Consider the following 21,472-nt stretch of genomic DNA (forward strand, 5'->3'; position numbering starts at 1 on the left):
CAACGGATGCTGAAGCTATCCTGTAAGAGCAAGCTTTGGCGCTTAACATGAACAATTTACATAAGTCAACCCTCAAAGTACGCAAATCAAAAGGAGTTCGGCGGTTTTCGAGTTCTGTTTTTGTGTTGAGTTTGTCCTGTTTACTGATGCCTTCACAAGTGCCGGCACAATCGATTAAACCGGCAACTGATGGAACCAACACAACGACGACTCAAAACGGCAACACCATTAACATTACTGGAGGACAGCTCTCGAAGGATCAGGCGAATTTATTCCATAGCTTTGAGCGCTTTGGCTTAAATTCAGGTGAGATTGCTAATTTTGTTTCTAATCCGCAAATTGAAAATATTTTAGGACGCATCAGCGGCGGTAACGCTTCCTATATCAACGGATTAATTCAAGTAACCGGCGGCAATTCCAACTTATTTTTAATGAATCCAGCCGGCATCGTATTTGGCCCAAATTCCAGCTTAAACGTGCCGGCTTCTTTCACGGCGACAACTGCCGGCGGAATTGGATTTGGATCACGTTGGTTTAGCGCTTCTGGAGTGAATGATTATGCGGCTTTAGTGGGGACTCCCAGCGCCTTTGCCTTCCCAATGAGTCATCCGGGTGGAATCGTCAATTTTGGTGATTTGAGCGTTTCCCAGGGGCAAAATCTCACCTTTTTAGGTGGCACAGTTATTAATACCGGAAACTTGAGGGCACCGGCAGGCAATATTACCCTGGCAGCAATCCCCGGAGACAGCCTCGTGCGTCTTTCTCAACAGGGACATTTATTAAGTTTAGAAGTTCAACCCATTGCAAATGTCGGCACGGCATCTTTACCAGAAAACTGGATCTTACCGATTCCATCTTTACCGCAGTTACTTACAGGTGGAAATATTAATCATGCAACAGAATTAACGGTTAATCCTGATGGTACGGTACAGTTAGCAGGGTCTGGAATTACTATCCCCACAAACAGCGGAACAACAATTACAGCCGGCAATATTGATGTGTCTGCGGTAGCGGCAGGAAGTGGGGGAGAAGTTAACCTTTTTGGCGACAAAGTTGGGTTATTTAACGCCGGCATCAATGCTTCTGGTAGCAACGGCGGCGGAGATGTGCGAATTGGAGGAGATTACAAAGGTTTAGGAAGCGTCCCTAATGCCTTACGCACCTTTGTTAGCCGTGACTCCGTTATTAATGCCGATGCGTTGTTAAACGGGAATGGCGGACGAGTTATCGTCTGGGCGGATCAGACAATCGGCTTTTTTGGCCATCTGAGCGCTCGTGGCGGTAGCAATTCAGGCAATGGCGGGTTTGCAGAAGTATCCGGCAAACAAACACTAATTTTTCGAGGCAGTGCAGATTTAAGCGCGACTACAGGCAATTTCGGCAGTTTACTGCTCGATCCGGTAGATATCACTATTATTGATGGAAGTGCCGGTGCGAACGATCCCCAAGTAGCGGACGCTCAAATCCTCTCAGGAGAAGATGCCGGCACATCCTATACCATTTCTGAAACCGCACTGGAAACCCTATCAGGTAATAGTAATGTCCTCCTCGAAGCCAGCAATAATATTACAATTAATGACTTAACAGACAATTTCCTCACTTTTCAACCTGGCACCGGCTCAATTACATTTACGGCGGATGCCGATAATGTTGGAGGCGGTTCTTTTTCAATGAACACTAGCGACACAATTAGCGCTTTAGGGAGAAACTTAACCGTTTCTGGAGCTAGTATAACGGTAGGAAATATTATTACCAGTGATTCCAATGTTGCCCCAGCCGGCAGCATTAATTTAACTGCTAATAGCGGCAATCTTCAGATAGGAAATATTGATACTAAGGCTAATGATGATTTTTTAGGAGATTTGAATTTTCCAACTGGCGGGAATGTTACTTTATCCGCGCCAGTCGGCACAATTACAGCCGGCAATATTGAGGCGCAAGCCTACATTACGGGTTCTTATAGTGGTAACGGGGGTCAGGTTAATATTAGTGCTGGCGGCAATATTCAAACAGGCGATATTATCGCATCTAGTGGCAGCGGCAATGGGGGCAAGATTACCCTGAACAGCAGTAGCGGTGATATACTGGCAGGGAATTTATACTCAGTAAGTTATGCCGCTGGGAACGGCAGCGATATTAGCCTCACTGCTAGCGGAAGCATCTTTACAAATTATATCCTTGCCTATGGGAGTTTTCCCACTCCGGGAGGAAGCATTCAATTAACGAGCAGCAATGGCATTATTAATCTCAATAGCGATGTAGAAACTAACAATAATCCTATCGTTTTCAACAGCCCAGTTGTTATTAACAATAACATCATTATTAGGAACAGAGACATATCAGGAAATATTTCATTTAACAATACGGTGAACGGTAGCTTCGATCTGGCGGTTAATGCCGGCACCGGCACCATCAGTTTTGCAAATGCGGTAGGCGATAGCGCTGCATTGGGCAATTTAACGCTAACGGGTGATGAGATTAACTTTGCCAGCTCTGTATCTGGAACTGGTAGCCTTACCCTCCAGCCGTTTACAGTTAATCAGCCGATTACCATCGGGGCTGCTGATAGCGCTAACACCGGAATCTTGGATATTACCGATACAGAGATCGGCGTTTTGCAAGATGGTTTTAGTGCCATCACTATCGGACGCGATAACAGCAGCGGTGCCATCTCTTTAGGAAATAACGTTATCTTTAATGATCCACTAATTTTGCGCTCACCTGTAGGTGCCGGCACTATCAGCACCAATGGTTTTACCCTCAACGCTCCTTCCTTGAGCGCAATTGTCGGCAGCAATATAACAGTCAATAGCAATATCACCACCAATGGAAATATCGATCTCATTGCTGATGCCGACGGGACAGGTAATGGCACACTTTCTATCAGCAATGCCACGATTAATACAAACGGTGGCAACCTCACGGGTAACGGTATAAGCAATGTTTCAGCCAGTGAAGGGGTTAGTATCCTCAATAGCAGCATTAATGCTGGAGGTGGAAACATTGCACTCACCGGCACAGGAGCATCCACGGGTTCGGGTAATGAAGGCATTTACATTAGTAACAGCCAGGTGCAAACAAACGGCGCGGGAACGATTCAACTAACAGGCACCGGCGGTGTTGGGGACAGTGCCAATCATGGGATAAACCTGACTGGAGCCGGTTCCAGGGTGAGTTCAGCGGATGGAGATATCACACTCACAGGTGCCGGTAATGGCACTGGGAACTTCAACCTAGGAATTTATCTTGACAGCGGTGCGGTGGTGCAATCCACCGGCACAGGGAATATTACGCTCAATGGCACCGGCTCTCCTAGCGGCACCGGAAACAATAACACCGCGATCAATCTTTCTAACAGTACAGTGCAAGCCACCGGCACCGGCAGCGTCACACTCCAAGGTAGCGGCGGTAATGGAGCAACTGGTAATATTGGCATCGATCATACCAATGACTCGATTATTAGCTCCACCAGTGGGAATATCAACCTGACAGGTACAGGCAGCGGCATTGATGACGGTTTCGGCATTGAAATTCGCAGCGGGGCTACAGTCGATTCCACAGCCGGTGGGGATATTTCCCTAACAGGAAACAGCACGGCGACGGGCAGCCAGAACCACGGCATTATCCTCCGCCAGTATTCAAGCACCAATAGCGGCACTGTGCAAACCACAGGCGGCAATATTAGCCTCAATGGCACCGGCTCTGCTAATGCTATTGGAACTGGAAACACTGGCATCGCGCTTTATGGCGGGGCATTGGTGCAAACTAGCGGCATCGGCACAGTTTCCTTTGAAGGGATTGCCGGCAATTCAACCTCAGCCGGCATTGGGATCGATGTGGCAGGCATTAACTCAATGATCGGTGCCGTAGATGGGGATATTAGGCTTACAGGTACTGGCAACGGCGGTAGTAACGGTTTTGGTATAGAAGTTCAAAACGGCGGTGCAGTGCGCTCTACAGGCGTTGGGAATATTTTTCTAACGGGGAACAGCACAGGAGCCGGCAGTCATAACCACGGTATTATTTTTCGCAATAGCGGCATCATAGAAACAACCGGCACCGGCAATATTAGCCTGACTGGCACCGCTTCTGCCAACGCCACAGGCAACGGCAGTACCGGCATCATCCTTTTTAGCGGCGCGACAGTGCGAGCCACGGGTTCGGGTAGTATCACCCTTGAGGGGACTGGTGGCAGTAGTGAACCGCAAGTTGGTGTGGGTATCGATCTGGGGGATATTAATTCCCTGATTAGCGCTATAGATGGGGATATTCGGCTGACGGGTACAGGGAAAGGTGGCAATGAAGGTTACGGGATAGAAATCCGAGACAGTGCCACAGTGCGCTCTACAGGCGTTGGAAATATTTTTCTGACGGGAACGAGTGAAGCGACGGGCAGCAATAACAACGGCATTATATTACGCAGCCTCTTTTCAACGAATAACGGCATTGTCGAAGCAACCGGCATGGGAAATATTAGCCTCACCGGCACAGGTGCAAATGGTGCGGCAGGAATTCTGGTGCAAAATGGCTCGATTAACCCGACAGGAGTCGGCGCTACCGGCACGGTTACGTTAAGTGCCGATGAAATTGATTTACAAGGCAATACCCAAATTAGAGGCACCGGCAGCCTCGTGTTGCAGCAGCTCACTCCCAGTTTAGGCATGACTGTCGGCGGCACTGTGGCAGACACTCGCTTGAATTTAGACTCCGGCGAATTGAATACCTTACAAAATGGATTTTCCCAAATTTTTATCGGAAGCGCTAATAGCAGCGGCGTTATTACTCAGACAGGAAATTTAACGTTTAATGATCCGGTAACGATACGTTCCCTCGCTCCCGGTGGCTCGATTAATTTTACCAGCGGCACCCTCAGCGGCACGGATAACGCCACGATTACGCTCTCTGCCGATAGAGATATTATCGCCGGCAATATTATAAATCCAGGTCGAGCGGTGACTGCAACCAGCACCACCGGCAGCATCAACACCAGTGCCGGCACAATTAACACGAGCAACAGCACGGGTAATGGCGGTGAGATTCGCCTAGAAGCACTCACCGGCAACGTCTACTCAGGCAACTTAAACGCTTCTGGATCAACCGGCGGCGGCAATATCACAGTGCTGGGTGCAGGAGTTATTAATGCCGGTGATATCAACTCCAGCACTACATCGGGTAAAGCCGGTGATGTAATAATCGACCCCATTGATATTACGGTTAATACTATTAATGCCGAAAGCGCTTCCGGTACAGGCGGTAATGTTACGGTTGAAGCGAGTAATTTTATTCGGGTTCCAGGCTCGTTTTCCTCAAACTTCTGCCTAAATGGTTGCAGTATTTCCTCTGCCGGTGGTGCAGCAAATGGCGAGATAGTGATTCGGCATGGCGGCGGTTATCCGGTTAATCAACCCTTTGTTGTCGGTGATGCCACAACCAACGGCACGGCTGCTGCAATTGTTGGCAGTTCAACAAATGCCATCTCCCCCATTCAATCGTTTCCCGGCCCTTATACTCAAGGCAATATTCAAATCATTACCACGCCGGCACCCATTCCTGAACCGACTTTCATTCCTGAACCGACACCGACACCCACAATTACTCCAGCACCGCCACCAATTCCTGAACCGACACCGGCACCCACAATTACTCCAGCGCCTACACCCATTCCCCAACCCACACCGACACCCACAATTACTCCAACGCCTACACCCATTCCTGAACCTACACCGACACCCACAATTACTCCAGCGCCTATACCCATTCCCGAACCTACCCCAGCACCAACTCCTGAACCTACCCCAGCGCCGGCACCCATTCCCGAACCCACACCGGCACCAACTATTACTCCAGCGCCAAATAGTAACTGTACAGGGGTTAACTGTAATGTCTCCCCCCCAACGGAGGTTCAAACACGCACACCATCGACACAGGTGCCAAATGCGGCTAACAACCAGCCAATTTTGGTTATTGAGCCTCAAATCGTACCAAACCTTAACACTCCTCCCTCAGAGACAGTAACGACTCCCATCAATACCGGCACAGCCAGCAATCCTGTTTTATCAACGACTCCTATAAATACCGGCACAGCCAGCAATCCTGTTTTATCAACGACTCCTATAAATACCGGCACAGCCAGCAATCCTGTTTTATCAGGCAGTGGTAACGTCGCTCCTACAGTGCCGGCAATAGGCGGGGAACTGGCTGAGCCGGTTGGGATTGGTACACCCTCTCCAGCCGTGCCGGCAATAGGTGGGGAACTGGCTCAAGCAGAAAACCCACTTGCCACGGGAAATACAAGCAACTCCCAAATCTCCGAACTCCCCACAGAGGGTTCAAACTGGGTAGGGCGAGGCAGCATAAAGGCAGCAGTCCCCCACAAGGTAGGTTCTCTGGCAGGAGAGATTGAGGTTTTTGGCTCCCGCGAAGGTTCCAATCTGTCACAGCGAATGTCGGGTATGCCCGATGCCGGTGCTGAAGTCAACCTCGCTACACTGGTAAAAAATAACCTCGCTTCCGGGAATATCGAGGCAGCAGTCCCGCAGATCGAGCAACTTCAGAGTCAGGAAGTTGGGGATTACTATGAGATGGAAGCCCCCACCTTGATGACTGCGGAAAGTATTCAAGAGGTTCTCAAAACAATTGCCCGTGAAATCGGCAACCGCTCAGCCATTATTTATGTAATAGCCCAGCCAGAGCAATTAGAACTCATCTTGTTTACAGCAGAAGGCAAACCAATTCACAAGAGTGTTCCTATCCCGGAAGAGACTGTGCTGCAAGTGGCTGAGCAGTTTCGCCATCAAATCACCAATCCCTTAAAACTCAATAGCACCGGCTATTTGCTCAATGCCCAACAACTTTATCAGTGGATCATCGCCCCCCTAGAGCCGGAGCTAAAAGCCCAAGGCATTGAGACGCTGCTGTTTTCAATGGATGCAGGCTTGCGATCCTTACCCATTGCAGCTTTACATAATGGCAAACAATTTTTAATTGAAAAGTACAATTTTAGCCTGATCCCCAGTATGACGCTGACTGATTTACGCTATGAATCTGTACAAAATATGCCGATTTTGGCAATGGGAGCTTCAGAATTTAATGAGCTTCCAGATTTGCCGGCGGTGCCATTAGAATTAGCTAACATCGCCCAAGAAACACAGTCAAAAGATTATTACCTTAATCAAAAATTCACCTTACAAAACTTGCAATCTCTCCGAGAAAACTACCCCTATGGGATTATTCACTTGGCAACGCATGGCGAATTTAATTCGGGAAATGCCAGTAATTCCTACATTCAAATGTGGGACAAAAAGTTACAAATGAATCAACTGCGGCAAATGGATTGGAATAATCCCCAAGTGCAGTTATTGGTGCTAAGTGCCTGTCGCACGGCGGTAGGCGATAAGCAGGCAGAGTTAGGCTTTGCCGGCTTAGCAGTCGGTGCCGGCGTCAAATCGGCAATGGCGAGTTTGTGGTATGTCAGTGATAAAGGTACGTTGGCGCTGATGAGTGAGTTTTACCGGCAGCTTAAAACCGCTCCGATCAAATCGGAAGCTCTCAGGCAGGCGCAACTGGCTATGCTCAGTGGTCAAATCTATCTACAAGATGGTGAGTTGATAACACCTAAAGAACGCCTCGCGTCGCCCTCTTCTCTAGCACAGAAGCAGAGCCAGTTACTCAAACATCCTTACTTTTGGGCCGGCTTTACAATGATTGGTAGTCCGTGGTAGTTGTTTGATGATGTTAAAGTCAGTTGTGATTTAAAGGGGTACATCGGCTACATTTTGTCAATTTAAAATTACCCAATGTCTTTTTTTTTTCAGGTTGCTATTTGTATTATTTTTTGCTTTGATGCTCGTAATTGTGGCAGCAACACCGACAGCACTGGCAGCGAGCGCTTAGCCAGAAAAGACAGGTTTAAGCTTAAAATCGCGAAAAGGCCGGTTTCAATCAGCGATAATCTGTCATTGTGTTTCCCTCACTGCTGCCGGCGCACCCACCCCATAACCCGCTGCCGGTTCAAAATTCGAGCTGTAGCGTCTGGTATGCGCTCTTAAGGTACTTCCTTCAGACAGCCTTACAGTCACAGAAAATGTCCTTTTCTCCATGAAGTCGGGTAAAATCGTTTCTGGAACTGCTCTTTTAACGGCCAAACGCCCATCCCAGGCAACATTTAGCCGGCGACAGCCAGGGGTTGATTCGGACAATTTTTATGTCCAACGATTTATTTCAAAAAAAAGTAAATTTTATGAGCAATTTTTAAAAGCACTTTTAGTTAACTATTTATTTCTAAATATTATATAAATTAATAAAAACTTTATAAATAAAGATTTGCAATTTTATGACACATCCTTGCCTTTGAGATAAGATATTAAATGAGTTTCCTCATCAGCACAAGTCATAATCGTCACGAATGAGTGAACGCTACGAATCGCAACAAACTGATAAAGCACAAAAATTAAGACAGTATAATAAGTTAAAAGCTTGAGTAGATCGAAGTAGTTGATTTGGTGGTTTTAATGCTACTTTCTAGCTGTGAAATTAGCCAAATGGAGGCGCTGCAAATGTTTGGGTTAGCGCTCTCACTCATCAGTGCGTCGATCTTGACAGCACTCATCAAACGTAAACAGGTGGCAATACCAGATCACAGTGAAGAACTGTTCTCCAAAGTCTTTCATGCAGGTTTGCTGAGCATTTGTATTATCCGCCTCACAGATAGCCGCATCCTCGATGCAAATCACCCATTTCTACAGCTAATGGGTTACAGCCGGGAAGAAATCATCGGTAGCACTACTGTAGAACTTGGGATGTGGGCGAATGCCGATGAGCGCTTAAACATCATGCAAACGCTGCACAAAGGCCACTCAATCAGTGAATTCAAAGTCCAGTTACGGAGAAAATACGGTGAACTCCGCACAGCAATCACCGCCATAGAAACCCTTGAGCTGGCCGGCCAACCCTGTATGCTAGCCATGTTTTCCGACATCACACATTGCACAGAAGCCGCAGTGGCAACAGCCAGAGCACAGGAAGCGCTGCAAAAAACCAAACAAGATTTAGAAACCAGAGTCGAGCAGCGCACAGCCGAATTAAAAAACTTGAATGAGCAGTTGCGCTTTGAGATTGCGGTTCGCAAGCAAGCCGAGGCAGCCGTGGCTCAAAGCGAAGCCCGATTTAGAGCCTTAGTTCAGAATTCGTCTGACCTAATTACCATCTTAGAAGCCGACGGCACCATACGATTCAACAGTCCAGCGCTAGAGCAGATCCTCGGTTACAAAGCCGCAGAACAGATTAGCCAAAATATCTTTGAGTTAATTCACCCAGATGATGAGCCGGCAGTGCGATCTTTATTGGTACAGAGACTACAACAACCCGGACTGACAAGTTCAATTGCCTATCGAGTGCGTCATGCAGACGGTTCCTGGATCTACATCGAATCTGTTGCCAATAATTTGCTTCACGATCCCAGTATTAAAGGGATCGTCGTCAACTCTCGTAACATAACAGATCGCAAACGAGCGCAAGAGCAAATTATTTTTCAAGCCTCGCTTTTAAACCAAGTTCGTAACGCCGTGATCGCTACAGATTTAGAAGGAAACATCATTTACTGGAATCAGTTTGCCCAAAGTTTTTACCAATGGACAGATGAAGAAGCGATCGGCAAACCCATCCTTGATGTGACTGCTCCTTTAAGCGACAAAGAACTTTGTCAGGAAATGTTTGATAGTATCAACGCTACAGGATACTGGGAAGGAGAATTTACGGTTCGGCGAAAGGATGGAACGCCTTTTCCGATACACTTGGTAGAAACTATCGTTCTAGACGCTGAGGGAAATCCCAAAGGCTACGTGAGTGTGAGTTTAGATATTACTGAGCGACAACAAGCCGAAAAGGCACGCAAAGCGAGCGAGCAACGCTATCAATTAATGGCTGAATTGTCAGCCGATTTAATTTCTAGACATACTCCTCAAGGAGATTATCTCTACGCCTCACCGGCTTGCCGTACCCTGCTAGGATATGAGCCAGAGGAGTTGCTAGGACATTCAGTATATGAATTTTACCACCCTGAATACGCCGCAGCGTTCAGGCAAACTCATTCGGCTGTCAGCAACCTGCCAGAAATTTACACGCTCACACACCGGCACCGCCGTAAAGACGGAAGTTATATCTGGTTAGAAACTACCAGCCGCACAGTCCGCCACCCCGAAAAGCCAGAAGTTCAAGAAATTATTGCCGTTTCGCGTGATATCACCGAGCGTAAACGCGCAGAGGCGGAAATTTGCTTGCTCAATGAAGAACTTGAGCAACGGGTGATCGAGCGCACCGCCGAATTGCAACGTGCTAACGAAGAATTGAAACGTGAGATCAGCGAACGCCAGCGAGTGGAAGAAGCACTGCGACAGAGCGAAGCCAAGTTCCGCCAGATCGCTGAAAACATCGAAGAAGTTTTTTGGATCGTCGCTCCTGATGCCAAGCAGATGCTCTACATCAGTCCAGCATACGAGAATCTCTGGAAACGATCCTGTGAGAGTTTATACCAAAACCCGGAAATTTGGATCAACAGTATTCATTTTGAGGATCGTGAGCGTGTCAGCACTGCCTTTGCCGAACGTTACGAAAGAGACCAACCTTTTAGAGAAGAGTACCGGATCATTCTGCCCGATGGCAGCGTGCGTTGGATTTGGGCGCGAGAGTTCCCGATTCGCAATGAGCTAGGAGAAGTTTACCGCGTTGTTGGGATTGGCGCGGACATCACTGAGCGTAAGCAGGCAGAGGAGGAACTCAAACAGCTTCGCCATCGCAATGAGTTAATTTTGAACTCGGCGGGAGAGGGGATTCTGGGCTTTGACCGGCTCTTAAGAGTCATCTTCGCCAACCCGGCAGCCGCAAAAATGTTGGGCTATGAAGTCGAGGAATTGCTTGAGCGGCCCTTACAGGCAAGCCTTCATCCCCCCCAAACTGACGCCAACTTCTCTGACAGCCAGCCTCAAAGTCCGATTGCGATTGCCCTTCAAGAGGAGGTTTGCCAGTCAACTCAGACCTCACAGATGGGTTCTATTAACAAAGACTTGTTTTGGCGATCAGATGGGTCAAGTTTTCCCGTTGAGTATGTGTGTACACCCATTCAAGAACGAGGTGAGATTGTTGGCGCGGTGATTACCTTTAAAGACATCACCGAACGCCTTGCGGTGGAACGAATGAAGGATGAGTTTATTTCAGTGGTGAGTCACGAACTGCGAACGCCTCTAACCTCAATGCGGGGTGCTTTGGGTTTGCTCACCAGTGGTATGCTCAACGCTCAACCAGAAAAAGCGCAACGGATGCTGGATATTGCGCTGACGAATACGGAGCGGTTGATGCGCTTGATCAACGATATCCTCGATCTTGAGCGCATCCACTCAGGCAAAATCACGATGGCCAAACAAAACTGTAATGCCGCTGACCTGATGCAGCAGGCTTGTGAGGCGATGCAGGCAATGGCAGATAAGGCCGGCATCACCCTCTCCTTAGTGCCGGTGGATGTCCAACTCTGGGCTGACCCCGACCGTATCTTTCAAACCTTGACAAATCTACTGAGTAATGCAATAAAGTTTTCCGCACGAGGCAATACAGTTTGGCTCACTGCCGAAGTTAGGGAAAGAGAACGAGAAGCCGAGCCGGTCATCCTCTCTTCTGTGGGAGGTTTAGGTTCTGGGAATCAGAGGATTGGCGATAACGTGCGGGCTGAACGCATAAATCCCCTCATGTTGCCTTACGAAGTATTATTTACGGTCAAAGATCAAGGGCGGGGCATTCCAGCAGACAAGTTAGAGATTATCTTTGAGCGCTTTCAACAAGTGGATTCCTCCGACTCCCGACAGAAGGGGGGCACCGGCTTGGGTTTAGCCATCTGCCGCAGTATCGCGCAGCAGCACGGGGGCCATATCTGGGCTGAAAGCCGCTTGGGCGAGGGTAGCACCTTCTGCTTTACGCTGCCGATGAGAAGGGAAGTGCTCAGTCCTGAGTCCTGAGTCCTGAGTTCTGAGTCCTGAGCTTTTGATTGGGGGAATGGTGAGAGGGGGAGAGGGAGTCCTGAGTGCTGAGTGGGGGGAATGGTGAGAGGGGGAGAAGGGTGAAAATACATAAAAGCCTTAATTTCCATAGCCCAATGCCCCATGCCCATACCTTTAGGTTGGCGAAGCCTTGCCCCATTCCCCATGCCCCATTCCCTAAATCTTGGCTTCCAAAGACTTGAGAAACTCGGTATTGACGCCTGATTCGCGGGTGAGAGCAATTTTGCCGGTGCGGGCAATTTCACGAATGCCAAATTTGTTAAGTACCTGCACAATCGCGACCATTTTGCCCGGATCTCCCACCACTTCCAAAGTGAGTGAGTCTTCTGCAACATCCACGACGCGGGCGCGGAAAATCTGGGCCAGTTCAATCACTTCTGAGCGGTTGTTGCTATTGGCATTAACCTTGACGAGCATTAACTCTCTCTCGACACAGGGAATCTCGGTGATGTCCTGTACTTTCAGGACGTTAATCAGTTTATAGAGCTGCTTGGTGAGTTGCTCAATAATCCGGTCATCACCGGGTACGACCATCGTAATCCGAGAAATTCCCATTTGCTCAGCCGGCCCAACGGCTAAGCTTTCAATATTAAAACCGCGACGGGCAAACAAGCCGGCAATGCGGGTCAGGACTCCCGCTTCATCTTCAACTAGGACGGAAAGGGTGTGTTTCATAAGTTACAGGAAACGCTGCTATGGATGAGCAACCAGAGTTTTTAAGCAGCTTATCTCTATCTAAAGAATTATTTTACTTGACCTCCTGCGATTACAGAGGTTTTTAACAATATCATGGTGGAGATTAACCAGAGTCTCAATCACTGGTGCATCAACTTTGTTTAACCTGATTGGAGAAAAAGCTTATGGGTTGGTTAAAAAGATTATTTGGGCTGGAAAAACCACAGAATCAGCAGGCTACCGTTCAGGCACCTGATCAACCGCAGCAGAGTTATACAGTGCCGGCTGCACCACAAACACCGGATATCCCACCAGAACGGTTAGGCTTGAGTGGAGAATATGACCAAAGCGGTCTCGCCAAGCGAGTCGCTTTAGCGTTTGATGAAGATGCAGAAGTCGCTGACCTGGACAGAGTCTGGGTGGCTCAAACCGGCGGCACCGTTGTATTAAAAGGAGACGTTCCCAGCCAGGATAAGCTGAACAAACTGGTGTCCATCGCAAAGGGAACTTACGGTGCTACGGGTGTTGAAACCGATCAAGTCAACGTAGGCTAGGCCGGTTTAAAGTTTTAAATACTCGCTTGTTTTCAGGCGCTTGTCTGGAAATGACGCGGTGACTTAACTTGGGATTTTATCTCATTCTATGTAGGGGGGCTTTACGAAGCGCCCCTACAGTCGTTTTGAGTACCGGCATTTGTGCGGCGGCTGGTTTTGAGGGGTTGATTGTAAATTGTCGCTACTGGGCTAATCACCAAGAAAACCAGGCCGGCCTCGCACCCTCCCAGGCCAACGCCTGGGAACGGGGGAGATGTTAGGAGAATCTTATTCGGATTCTTGAGGGGTGTCAGCAACTGCCGGTTGTTGAAAGACAACCCGTAATAGGGGTGGCGCGATAAAGGTCGTCAAGATCACCATGAGAATAATCGCGACTTCCAAAGCTTCAGAGAGCGCACCACTGTCTGATCCAACAGCGGCAAACACAAGTCCCACTTCACCTCGCGGAATCATGCCGACGCCAATGGCTAAGCGGTTGATCTTTTCTTGACCAAAGACGCTGAAACCGGCAACTACTTTACCCAGAATAGCCACTCCAATTAGGAAAGTGGCAATGATCAGACCTTCTCGATTCGCGGGAACTGCTGGATTGAGAACGCCTAAGTTGGTTTTAGCCCCCACGGTAACAAAAAAGATCGGTACCAGGATATCGGCAATGGGGATAACCTGTCTTTGCAACTCTTTGCGCTTATCTGTCTCATCTAAGACGAGTCCAGCAGCAAAGGCACCTAAAATCGCTTCCAAATGGATTGCTGCGCCAATATAAGACAGAACCAAGGCGAAGATGATAGCCGGCATGATGATCTGGCCGCGTGTTTTGAGTTGATCGGCCAGTGCCACAAACGAGGTGTTGATAAAACGCCCCAACAGAATGGCACCGACGAGGAAAACGCTGGCACTGATAATCAGATAAACAACGTTGTACACGTCCACTTCGCCGGTTTTGGCCAAACTCGCCACCACGGCTAGGATGATGATCCCCAGAACGTCGTCGATCACCGCCGCGCCAATGATAATCTGACCTTCTTTCGATTTGAGTGCTCCAATTTCTGTGAGCACTCTGGAAGTAATTCCAATGCTAGTAGCCGTTAAAGCAGCCCCAGCAAACACCGCTGGAACAGTGGCAAAGTTAAACAAGGCAATCAGCCCGACTGTGCCGATAACAAAGGGTACTGTCACCCCCACGACGGCGACGAGAGTTGCTTGAACGCCGGCTTCTATCAGTTCTCTTAAGTTCGATTCCAGACCAATTTCAAATAGCAAAACAATCACGCCCAGTTCGGCTAAAACTGAGATGACTTCGCTCTGAACTTGGAATGTGGCGTTTGCGGTCTCAGGAGTCAGGCCGGCAGTGGCTTGGAGGAAGGCGATGAGCGCAGAACCGGAACTGTCTGCTACGCCTTCTGGAAACACCAGCAAATGCAAAGCTGAAACGCCGACGATAACCCCAGCCACCAGTTCGCCCAGTACGGGGGGGAACCCCAGCCAGTTAGAAAATTCTCCACCGATTTTGCTGGCAAGATAAATTACAACTAAACTCAGTAGCACGCCGGCTAGGATCATTGGGCCTTGTGCTTCTGTTGCCGTTTCGGTTGCGGCTGCGAGAACCGGCCCCAGCGAGCCGGCAGCGAGGCTCCAGTTGGTTGGGGTGAAGGTACTCACCCCGGTTATGACATCAACCATTACTTCCGCAGAACTCATCCTGTTTAATGTACCAGTCAAAAGCTGTGGGGTGGGCAATTCTGCTGGGTGTTGGAATTCCACAACTTGCCCACCTTGCGGTAAATTTTGGTTGATTCTGGCTTTTTAGACAAAAACGCGATGCAGCAGGGAGGGCATTTGCCGGCGCACTTGCTCGATGCGACTGGGTTCAATTTCGGCGATTGCAACTCCCGGTCTGTCACCGGCATCGGCGAGAATTACGCCCCAAGGATCTATGATCATGGCGTGGCCGTGTGAGTGGCGCATGGCGTAGTGCCGGCCTGTTTGTGCCGGTGCAATCACATAGCAGGTGTTTTCAATGGCTCTGGCTTGCAGCAGCACTTGCCAGTGATCTTTGCCGGTGTAGGCAGTGAAGGCGGCGGGGACAAATAAAACTTCCGCGCCTTTGTAAGAAAGGTGCCGGTACAGTTCCGGGAAGCGGACATCATAACAAACCGAGAGTCCGATGTTACCGAGATGTTCAGAAGGATAAACCGGCGGTAGTGTTGTGCCGGCCATTACCGTGCTCGATTCTTGATAAGTGTTGCCATCGGGCAAGTTCACATCAAACAGGTGCACTTTTTTATACCGAGCTTGTTCGGTGCCGGTGGGATCTACCAGCAGTGCTGTGTTATAGACTTTGCCGCTGTCTTCCGGTACTGGGAAGCCACCGCCCACGATTGTCACCTGAAAGCGCTGGGCCATCGTTTTGAGGAATTTTTCACTCTGCTGCGCGATCTCTTCGGCTTGGGCAATCTTGTCCTTTTCTTCTCCTAGAAAGGAGAAGTTTTCTGGCAAGCTGACCAACTCGGCACCACGACGCACGGCAAGATCAATCAATTCTTCTGCCTGAACCAGGTTTTTTTGCAGGTCAGGCAAGCTGGTCATTTGGAGAGCGGCGGCTAGATAAGATTTCATGGATTGATTTAACAGAGATTGAGCGATAGATTGGCAATCGATAGGTCTCGTTCTACTAGAGTACCCAGATCCAAAATATCTTGCTTGTCAACGTTTTATTACTTTTTTCAGAAAACTCTCAGATACTTTGCTAATTCTATAGCTTTTGAGAAGCCCTGGCAACGCTGTTTATTAAAGAAAAAGCTGTTGATATGCTAAATATTTTATCTTGAATATGTTGATATTTCAATAAGCTTAGAAAAAATAGAGACGCGAAATTTCTTTCACGTCTTCCCCTTAATCAAAACGAGAATTTGCTATAAACTATTTGAGTGGGTTGCGAAGATAAACCCATGTGCCGCCTTCAAAAACTCCATTGGCTACTAACTCTTCATTGCGCCATTTTCCGCCAATGGCAACTCGCGCCACCCCTTCAGAAAAAGATGCAGCATCCCCAAATTGCGGATAAATTACATACTTGCCGGTTTTATCGATGTAGCCATAGGCGTAACCAATTCCTTCAGGACGATCGATTCTTACAAGGGCTAGCCCTTCAGAAAAAGGTTCAACCAGTTGATATTTTGGTTGAATTACCATTTTGCCAGTTTTGTCAATATAGCCAAAACTTCCATAATTGCCGGCTGCTGCTAACCCTTCAGAAAAAGGCCAAGCAACGGTAAATTGCGGCTGAATCACAACTTTTCCAGTTTTATCGATATAACCGAATTTGTCGCCAATTTTCACGGGTGCAAGTCCTTCTGAAAACGATTCACCTGCGGAATGGGGCTGAATCGGGAAGTTGCCGGTTTTATCGATATAGCCCCAAGTTTCACCAATTCTAACGAGGGCGAGTCCGTCAGAAAAAGACTTTGCTTGATCAAATTTATTAGGAATTACAAGTTTGCCGGTTTTATCGATATAGCCATATTTGCCACCTCCTGCCACAACGCCAACTAACGCAAATCCTTCAGAAAATGATTCTGCATTATAATAGGGTTCGTTGCTGATGCGCTTGCCGGTTTTGTCAATATAGGCATCTTTGTAATCGATTTCAACCAGTGCGATTCCTTCAGAAAAGGGCTTGGCAATATCATACTGTGGCTGAATAACCATTTTACCTGTGTTATCGATATAACCGAATTTATAGCCAACTCTGACGGCTGCTAGCCCTTCGGAAAATTCATTAGCGGCAGTAAATTGGGGCTGAATAACCACCTTTCCATTGGTGTCTGCATAACCAAATTTTGCATCATTGAGCGTGCCGGTACTGAATGCCGCCAGCCCTTCTGAAAAATTTGATGCCCAATACGATTGTGCCGGCGGCGAGATATAATTCAGTCTTGCAATGTACTGCGGAGAAACTGCCTCTGGAATTTGTAAAGCTTGAGCGATTAAGGCAGTGACTTCACCCCGCGTCGCATTTTGATTGGGCTTCAATTGTTTGACATTCGGATAATTCACCACAAGATTTCCAAAAATTGCAGATGACACTGCGTTGATTGCATAGTCGGGAACTTGCGTTGCATCCTCAAAATACTGTTTCAGCATTTCCACAGATGGTGAAGGGGCGCTGTAGTTCAAACCATTAGCAAGAATGACTAATGCTTGCACACGTGGGATGGTTTGATTCGGTTTAAATGTCCCGTCTGGATAGCCGGCAAAGAAGCCATTTTTAGAGGCAGCTTGAATCGCTTTATAAGCCCAGTAAGTATTAGGGACATCTGTGAAGTTAGCCGGCTTGCGAACCGGCTGGGCATTGGGGAAAGCTTTTAGCAAAATCGCGGCAAATTCAGCGCGGGTAATCGTTCCTTCGGGACGAAAATCTCCCTCTGGATAGCCACTAATTAAATTTCGCTCTTGTAGTTTGACAATTGAGACTTGCGCCCAGTGGTTTTGAACGTCAGAAAATGTTAAAGCAGTTGCCATTGAGGGACTCCATAAATAAATCACAGCTAACGGTAAGTATTCAAGCTTCATAGGTTTAATCAGGATAGTTTATTTAAACTAAAAATATAGCATTTTCTCTGTTGTCTAGGCATTGTAATTGTTCGGAGTATTCACAAATAATTCTAAATTGCTGCACAGAGCGATTTTATTGATATTTGAAATTTAATGGAAATAGATATTTAATCATAAAAATATTAGTTAGAATTTTGACAAAGCGCCTTATAAATGAGAGCCTGTCCGTTAGGTGCCGGCTTTGTGTAAGTTTTGCAAATTATCAAAATATATTTTTCGCCTCGCTGAATGACGCAATGATCGAAGGAACCGACAGGCAAAGCAAAGGCGAGCGGAATTCAAATAAATCTAACCTTGTCAACCATCCAAAGGTAGATAAGCACTATGTTAATAGGAATATCACCCAAACTGCTGCGGTTGTAACTCTTTCTTTTGATAGAGATTACCAAGACTTGTCCTGCTTTGCGAAACAATATAAAGCGAGGCGGGTCTTAACTAACTAACAAAGATTTTGAATGTTGGTGTTTAGGGAGCTGTAACAATGAATGGAATCCGTCCGATTGTCAAACAAGCATTAGCCACCGGCTATCTTACGGTTGAAGCCGAAGAACAGTTGCGTCAGCTTTTACAAACGACTAAGTACAGCATCGAAGATTTTAGAGCTTTCATTACCTTACAGCAAGAAGCAATGAAAGGTCGAGTTATGCAAGAATCTCGTGAATTGCTGCGTTCTCAATATGTTTCCGCAGCGGCTTGAACCCTTTCTCTGAATTTCGCCAAAGTTGGTTTAATAAAATTGAGCCGGCAGCGGTTGAGTAAAAAATACCAAGAAAGCCAGCATTAAAGAACATTTGGGTGCCGGCAGGACAAACTTTTGCAGGTCATTAAAATAGATTTTTTTCGGGAAAGCGTACAAAGATGGTAGCGAAGAAGCGTGAAGAACTATTAGCAATAGTGGCGGCACACCGGCAGGATTTACAAGAAATGGGTGTGAACTCTTTAGACTTGCTAGGTTGGGAAGTCAGAAATGAAGCCGATTCTAATAATAATCTAAACGTTTTAGCCAAGTTCGAGCGACCGTGCGGGCTATTTCAATTCTTCCGCGTCAAACACTACTTAGAAGATATCCTAGGCTGTCCGATAAATTTGGGAACGGAAAAAGCTGAGAGAGCGTATTTACAATCGCCGGTTCTCCAAGAAGCACTCCGCAGCTTCTAAAGATGGGCAACTTAGCATTTAATATAGCTCAGTTCGCTGTCAACTTAATAAGCATTTTTATCTAATCTGAATCAAATAATCATGAACGCCGCCACCCTCGGTTAAAAAATTAAAATCAGGGATAATACTTAGCAATAAAAGGCTGAGTTCGCTGTTCCGTAACGATTGATTAAAACCGGCAATTTTTAGCTTTCTACTCCACCACAAAAGCCGAATGAAATGCTAAAAATTGAAATATGAAGCAACAACGGTATAATCAACAACAAATTGACTCGTTCGCCCAAGCGGTTTTGAACGATGGCTATTGCGTGTTGCGCGATCACTTTTCCACCGCAACACTGAATGTTTGGCGCGAAGCCTTTGCGCCCTTGCTACACGATCATATCGAGCGCGAAGGTAAACTTCGCAATCGCGGCTCAGCTCGTTATTATGTTACCCTTCCCTTCAACGCTCCCTTTGCCGATCCCAGTATTTATGAAGATGAGGATGTGCTAGCGCTGGTTGAGCGTTTGGTGGGCGAAGATGCGGTGATGTGCCAGTTGGCAACAGACACGCCATTGCTGGGTTCTGACTATCAAGATGTGCACCGGGATGCGCCGCCGCTTTTCCCGGAAGCTGGGATAGAAACGCCGCCATTTCAGCTAGCAATTAACTTCCCACTCGTGGATGTGACGCTGGAAAATGGCCCGTTTGAGGTGGTGCGGGGCACGCACATGATCCCCAAGGCGGAAGGCTTGCAGCGCCTGGAGTCGGGTGAGATCAAGTTAGAGCCGGTTTTGCTGAAAGCCGGCGATGTGATGATCCGCGATGTGCGGGGACTTCACAGAGGCACTCCTAACCGCACAGAAATACCGCGTCCAATGGTGGTAATTGGCTATAGCCGGCGCTGGTTATATCGCCCGGAGGTTTGCATTCACATTCCCCGTGCTTCCTTTGATGCACTTTCGGAACGCGCCCGCCATTTATTGCGCTTCAATCCAATTGTTGAATCCTTGGAAGAGAAGCCGGCAGTTGAGGTTTATCAAGCGTTTGCTTACTAAGAAATGATGTGATAGGCGTTCGCTCTGTAACATAAAAAGGGCGAGCGCTTTTGCTTTTTTTTATATTAAATTGCTGGAAAAAGTCTCGAATTGCTAATAGGTCTTAAATACAAGCTTTTAACTCATCTGTGTTTATCTGGGGTTAAGAAAGACTTTTCTAATTCACTTCGCTAAATTACAGCGCGGATAGGTAGAGCGATAGCGAAGCCCATCCTACAAATAGAGCTTTTCACTTTTTACTTTCACTCCAGTCCTAACTGTTGCTTTAAGGCCGCCGGTGTATTCTTTGCTGTCTCCAACCATTGCACATCATCCCACTTCGTATCCTCATTCCAGGAAATGTTTTCGAGGTTTGCGGCAATGAGTTGTGCGCTTCTGAGGTTTGCGCCACTGAGGTTTGCGCCACTGAGGTTTGCGTTGTGATAGAGTTTTGCGCGAATGAGTTGTGCGCGATTGAGGTTTGCGCGACTGAAGTTTGCACCACTGAGGTTGGCGTAAATGAGGTTTACGCCAATGAGGTTTGCCTCACTAAGGTTTGCGCCACTGAGGTCTGCGAAGTAGAGATTTGCGCGACTGAGGTTTACGCGACTGAGGTTTGGGCAACTAAAGTTTGCGCGACTAAAGTTTGCGCGACTAAAGTTTGCGCCCATGAGGTCTGCGCTATAGAGGTCTGCGCCAATGAGATTTGCCTCACTGAGGTTTGCGCGAATGAGATTTGCGTCTCTGAGGTTTGCCTCACTGAGGTCTGTGCTATGGAGGTCTGCGCCAATGAGATTTGCCTTAGAGAGGAATTTACCAACTATTGTGTTGAATACTCCCACGCTAAAACAATTGCTGTAGCTGATGATGCGAAGCAATCGCTGATTATCAAAACCTTCAGTGTCTTTTTTACCGCAGGGATAGAAGGCGATTTCATCTTTTAGGCGAGCTTTTGATAAGGCGTAGCGATTTAACTCTAAGAGCAAAATCATGACATTTAAGCCGGCATAAATGTCTACCTGCCGCTGTCCTAACTGTTGCGGTTGCACTTGCTCTTTGAGTAACCGCATTTTTTTCTGCGGTAAATTTTCTGCCGGCGCGTCAATAAATTCCCCATCACACCAGCGCAGATAAAAATTATTTAGACGATTGAATAGCTGCACGGGTCGAGATTCGTCACTCGCATCTAGCCACACTCTCATATCTTTCACAATTTCTGGCGTTAATCCTTCAACACCCAGCAAATCGTAAATTTCCCAATGTAGCTGCTCATCGGTTAGATTAAATTCTTTCCCTTCATTTTCTGCTTGTGTCCACTTCTCTAGGCTTTTTCTCAATTCTTTAGGCTGTAAGTTGGATGCCATAGCTTCTCTCTTGGTGGTGATGTTTAAAATATAATTTGAAT

At 47.4% G+C, this 21,472-nt stretch carries 12 protein-coding genes; 6 read left to right on the top strand and 6 right to left on the bottom strand.

What is annotated here, in order from left to right:
- Window positions 1-47: 47 nt before the first annotated feature.
- Window positions 48-7,721, top strand: a complete 7,674-nt coding sequence (locus H6F73_RS22090) for a CHAT domain-containing protein (RefSeq protein WP_190760910.1) — start codon at window positions 48-50, stop codon at window positions 7,719-7,721.
- Window positions 7,722-7,955: 234 nt separating this feature from the next.
- Here the strand turns inward: H6F73_RS22090 and H6F73_RS22095 are convergent, their stop codons facing one another.
- Window positions 7,956-8,198: a hypothetical protein gene (locus tag H6F73_RS22095; protein ID WP_190760911.1), complete on the bottom strand. Its 243-nt coding sequence runs from the start codon at window positions 8,196-8,198 to the stop codon at window positions 7,956-7,958.
- 312 nt (window positions 8,199-8,510) lie between these two features.
- Between H6F73_RS22095 and H6F73_RS26260 the strand changes: the two genes are divergently transcribed.
- Window positions 8,511-12,002 (top strand): PAS domain S-box protein, encoded by a 3,492-nt coding sequence (locus H6F73_RS26260; RefSeq protein ID WP_190760912.1) that lies wholly within the window; start codon window positions 8,511-8,513, stop codon window positions 12,000-12,002.
- 198 nt (window positions 12,003-12,200) lie between these two features.
- On the opposite strand, the gene ilvN is transcribed toward H6F73_RS26260, so the two are convergent.
- Window positions 12,201-12,719: an acetolactate synthase small subunit gene (ilvN, locus tag H6F73_RS22105; protein WP_190760918.1), complete on the bottom strand. Its 519-nt coding sequence runs from the start codon at window positions 12,717-12,719 to the stop codon at window positions 12,201-12,203.
- Window positions 12,720-12,904: 185 nt separating this feature from the next.
- Between ilvN and H6F73_RS22110 the strand changes: the two genes are divergently transcribed.
- On the top strand, window positions 12,905-13,273 hold the full coding sequence (locus tag H6F73_RS22110; RefSeq protein ID WP_190669767.1) for a BON domain-containing protein: 369 nt from the start codon (window positions 12,905-12,907) through the stop codon (window positions 13,271-13,273).
- 267 nt (window positions 13,274-13,540) lie between these two features.
- Here H6F73_RS22110 and H6F73_RS22115 read toward each other — a convergent pair whose 3' ends face one another.
- The 3 genes from H6F73_RS22115 to H6F73_RS22125 all read right to left on the bottom strand — a co-directional run bounded on the left by H6F73_RS22115 (window position 13,541) and on the right by H6F73_RS22125 (window position 17,797).
- On the bottom strand, window positions 13,541-14,956 hold the full coding sequence (locus H6F73_RS22115) for a cation:proton antiporter (RefSeq protein WP_190760990.1): 1,416 nt from the start codon (window positions 14,954-14,956) through the stop codon (window positions 13,541-13,543).
- Between the two features lie 123 nt (window positions 14,957-15,079).
- Window positions 15,080-15,892, bottom strand: a complete 813-nt coding sequence (locus H6F73_RS22120) for a carbon-nitrogen hydrolase family protein (RefSeq protein WP_190760919.1) — start codon at window positions 15,890-15,892, stop codon at window positions 15,080-15,082.
- Between the two features lie 303 nt (window positions 15,893-16,195).
- Complete coding sequence (locus H6F73_RS22125) at window positions 16,196-17,797, bottom strand: WG repeat-containing protein (RefSeq protein WP_190760920.1); 1,602 nt, start codon at window positions 17,795-17,797, stop codon at window positions 16,196-16,198.
- A 574-nt stretch (window positions 17,798-18,371) separates the two neighbouring features.
- Between H6F73_RS22125 and H6F73_RS22130 the strand changes: the two genes are divergently transcribed.
- The 3 genes from H6F73_RS22130 (at window position 18,372) to H6F73_RS22140 (ending at window position 20,088) form a co-directional block, all read left to right on the top strand.
- Window positions 18,372-18,587: a hypothetical protein gene (locus H6F73_RS22130; RefSeq protein WP_190760921.1), complete on the top strand. Its 216-nt coding sequence runs from the start codon at window positions 18,372-18,374 to the stop codon at window positions 18,585-18,587.
- 161 nt (window positions 18,588-18,748) lie between these two features.
- The gene (locus H6F73_RS22135; RefSeq protein WP_190760923.1) at window positions 18,749-19,048 is read left to right on the top strand and encodes a nucleotidyltransferase; all 300 of its coding nucleotides are present in this window, start codon (window positions 18,749-18,751) and stop codon (window positions 19,046-19,048) included.
- A 236-nt stretch (window positions 19,049-19,284) separates the two neighbouring features.
- A complete protein-coding gene (locus tag H6F73_RS22140) occupies window positions 19,285-20,088 on the top strand; it encodes a phytanoyl-CoA dioxygenase family protein (RefSeq protein WP_190760927.1) in 804 nt (267 codons plus the stop codon).
- 242 nt (window positions 20,089-20,330) lie between these two features.
- Here H6F73_RS22140 and H6F73_RS22145 read toward each other — a convergent pair whose 3' ends face one another.
- Window positions 20,331-21,431 (bottom strand): pentapeptide repeat-containing protein, encoded by a 1,101-nt coding sequence (locus H6F73_RS22145; RefSeq protein ID WP_190760929.1) that lies wholly within the window; start codon window positions 21,429-21,431, stop codon window positions 20,331-20,333.
- Between the last annotated feature and the right edge of the window lie 41 nt (window positions 21,432-21,472).

The sequence above is a fragment of the Microcoleus sp. FACHB-68 genome (assembly GCF_014695715.1).
GTDB lineage: Bacteria > Cyanobacteriota > Cyanobacteriia > Cyanobacteriales > Oscillatoriaceae > FACHB-68.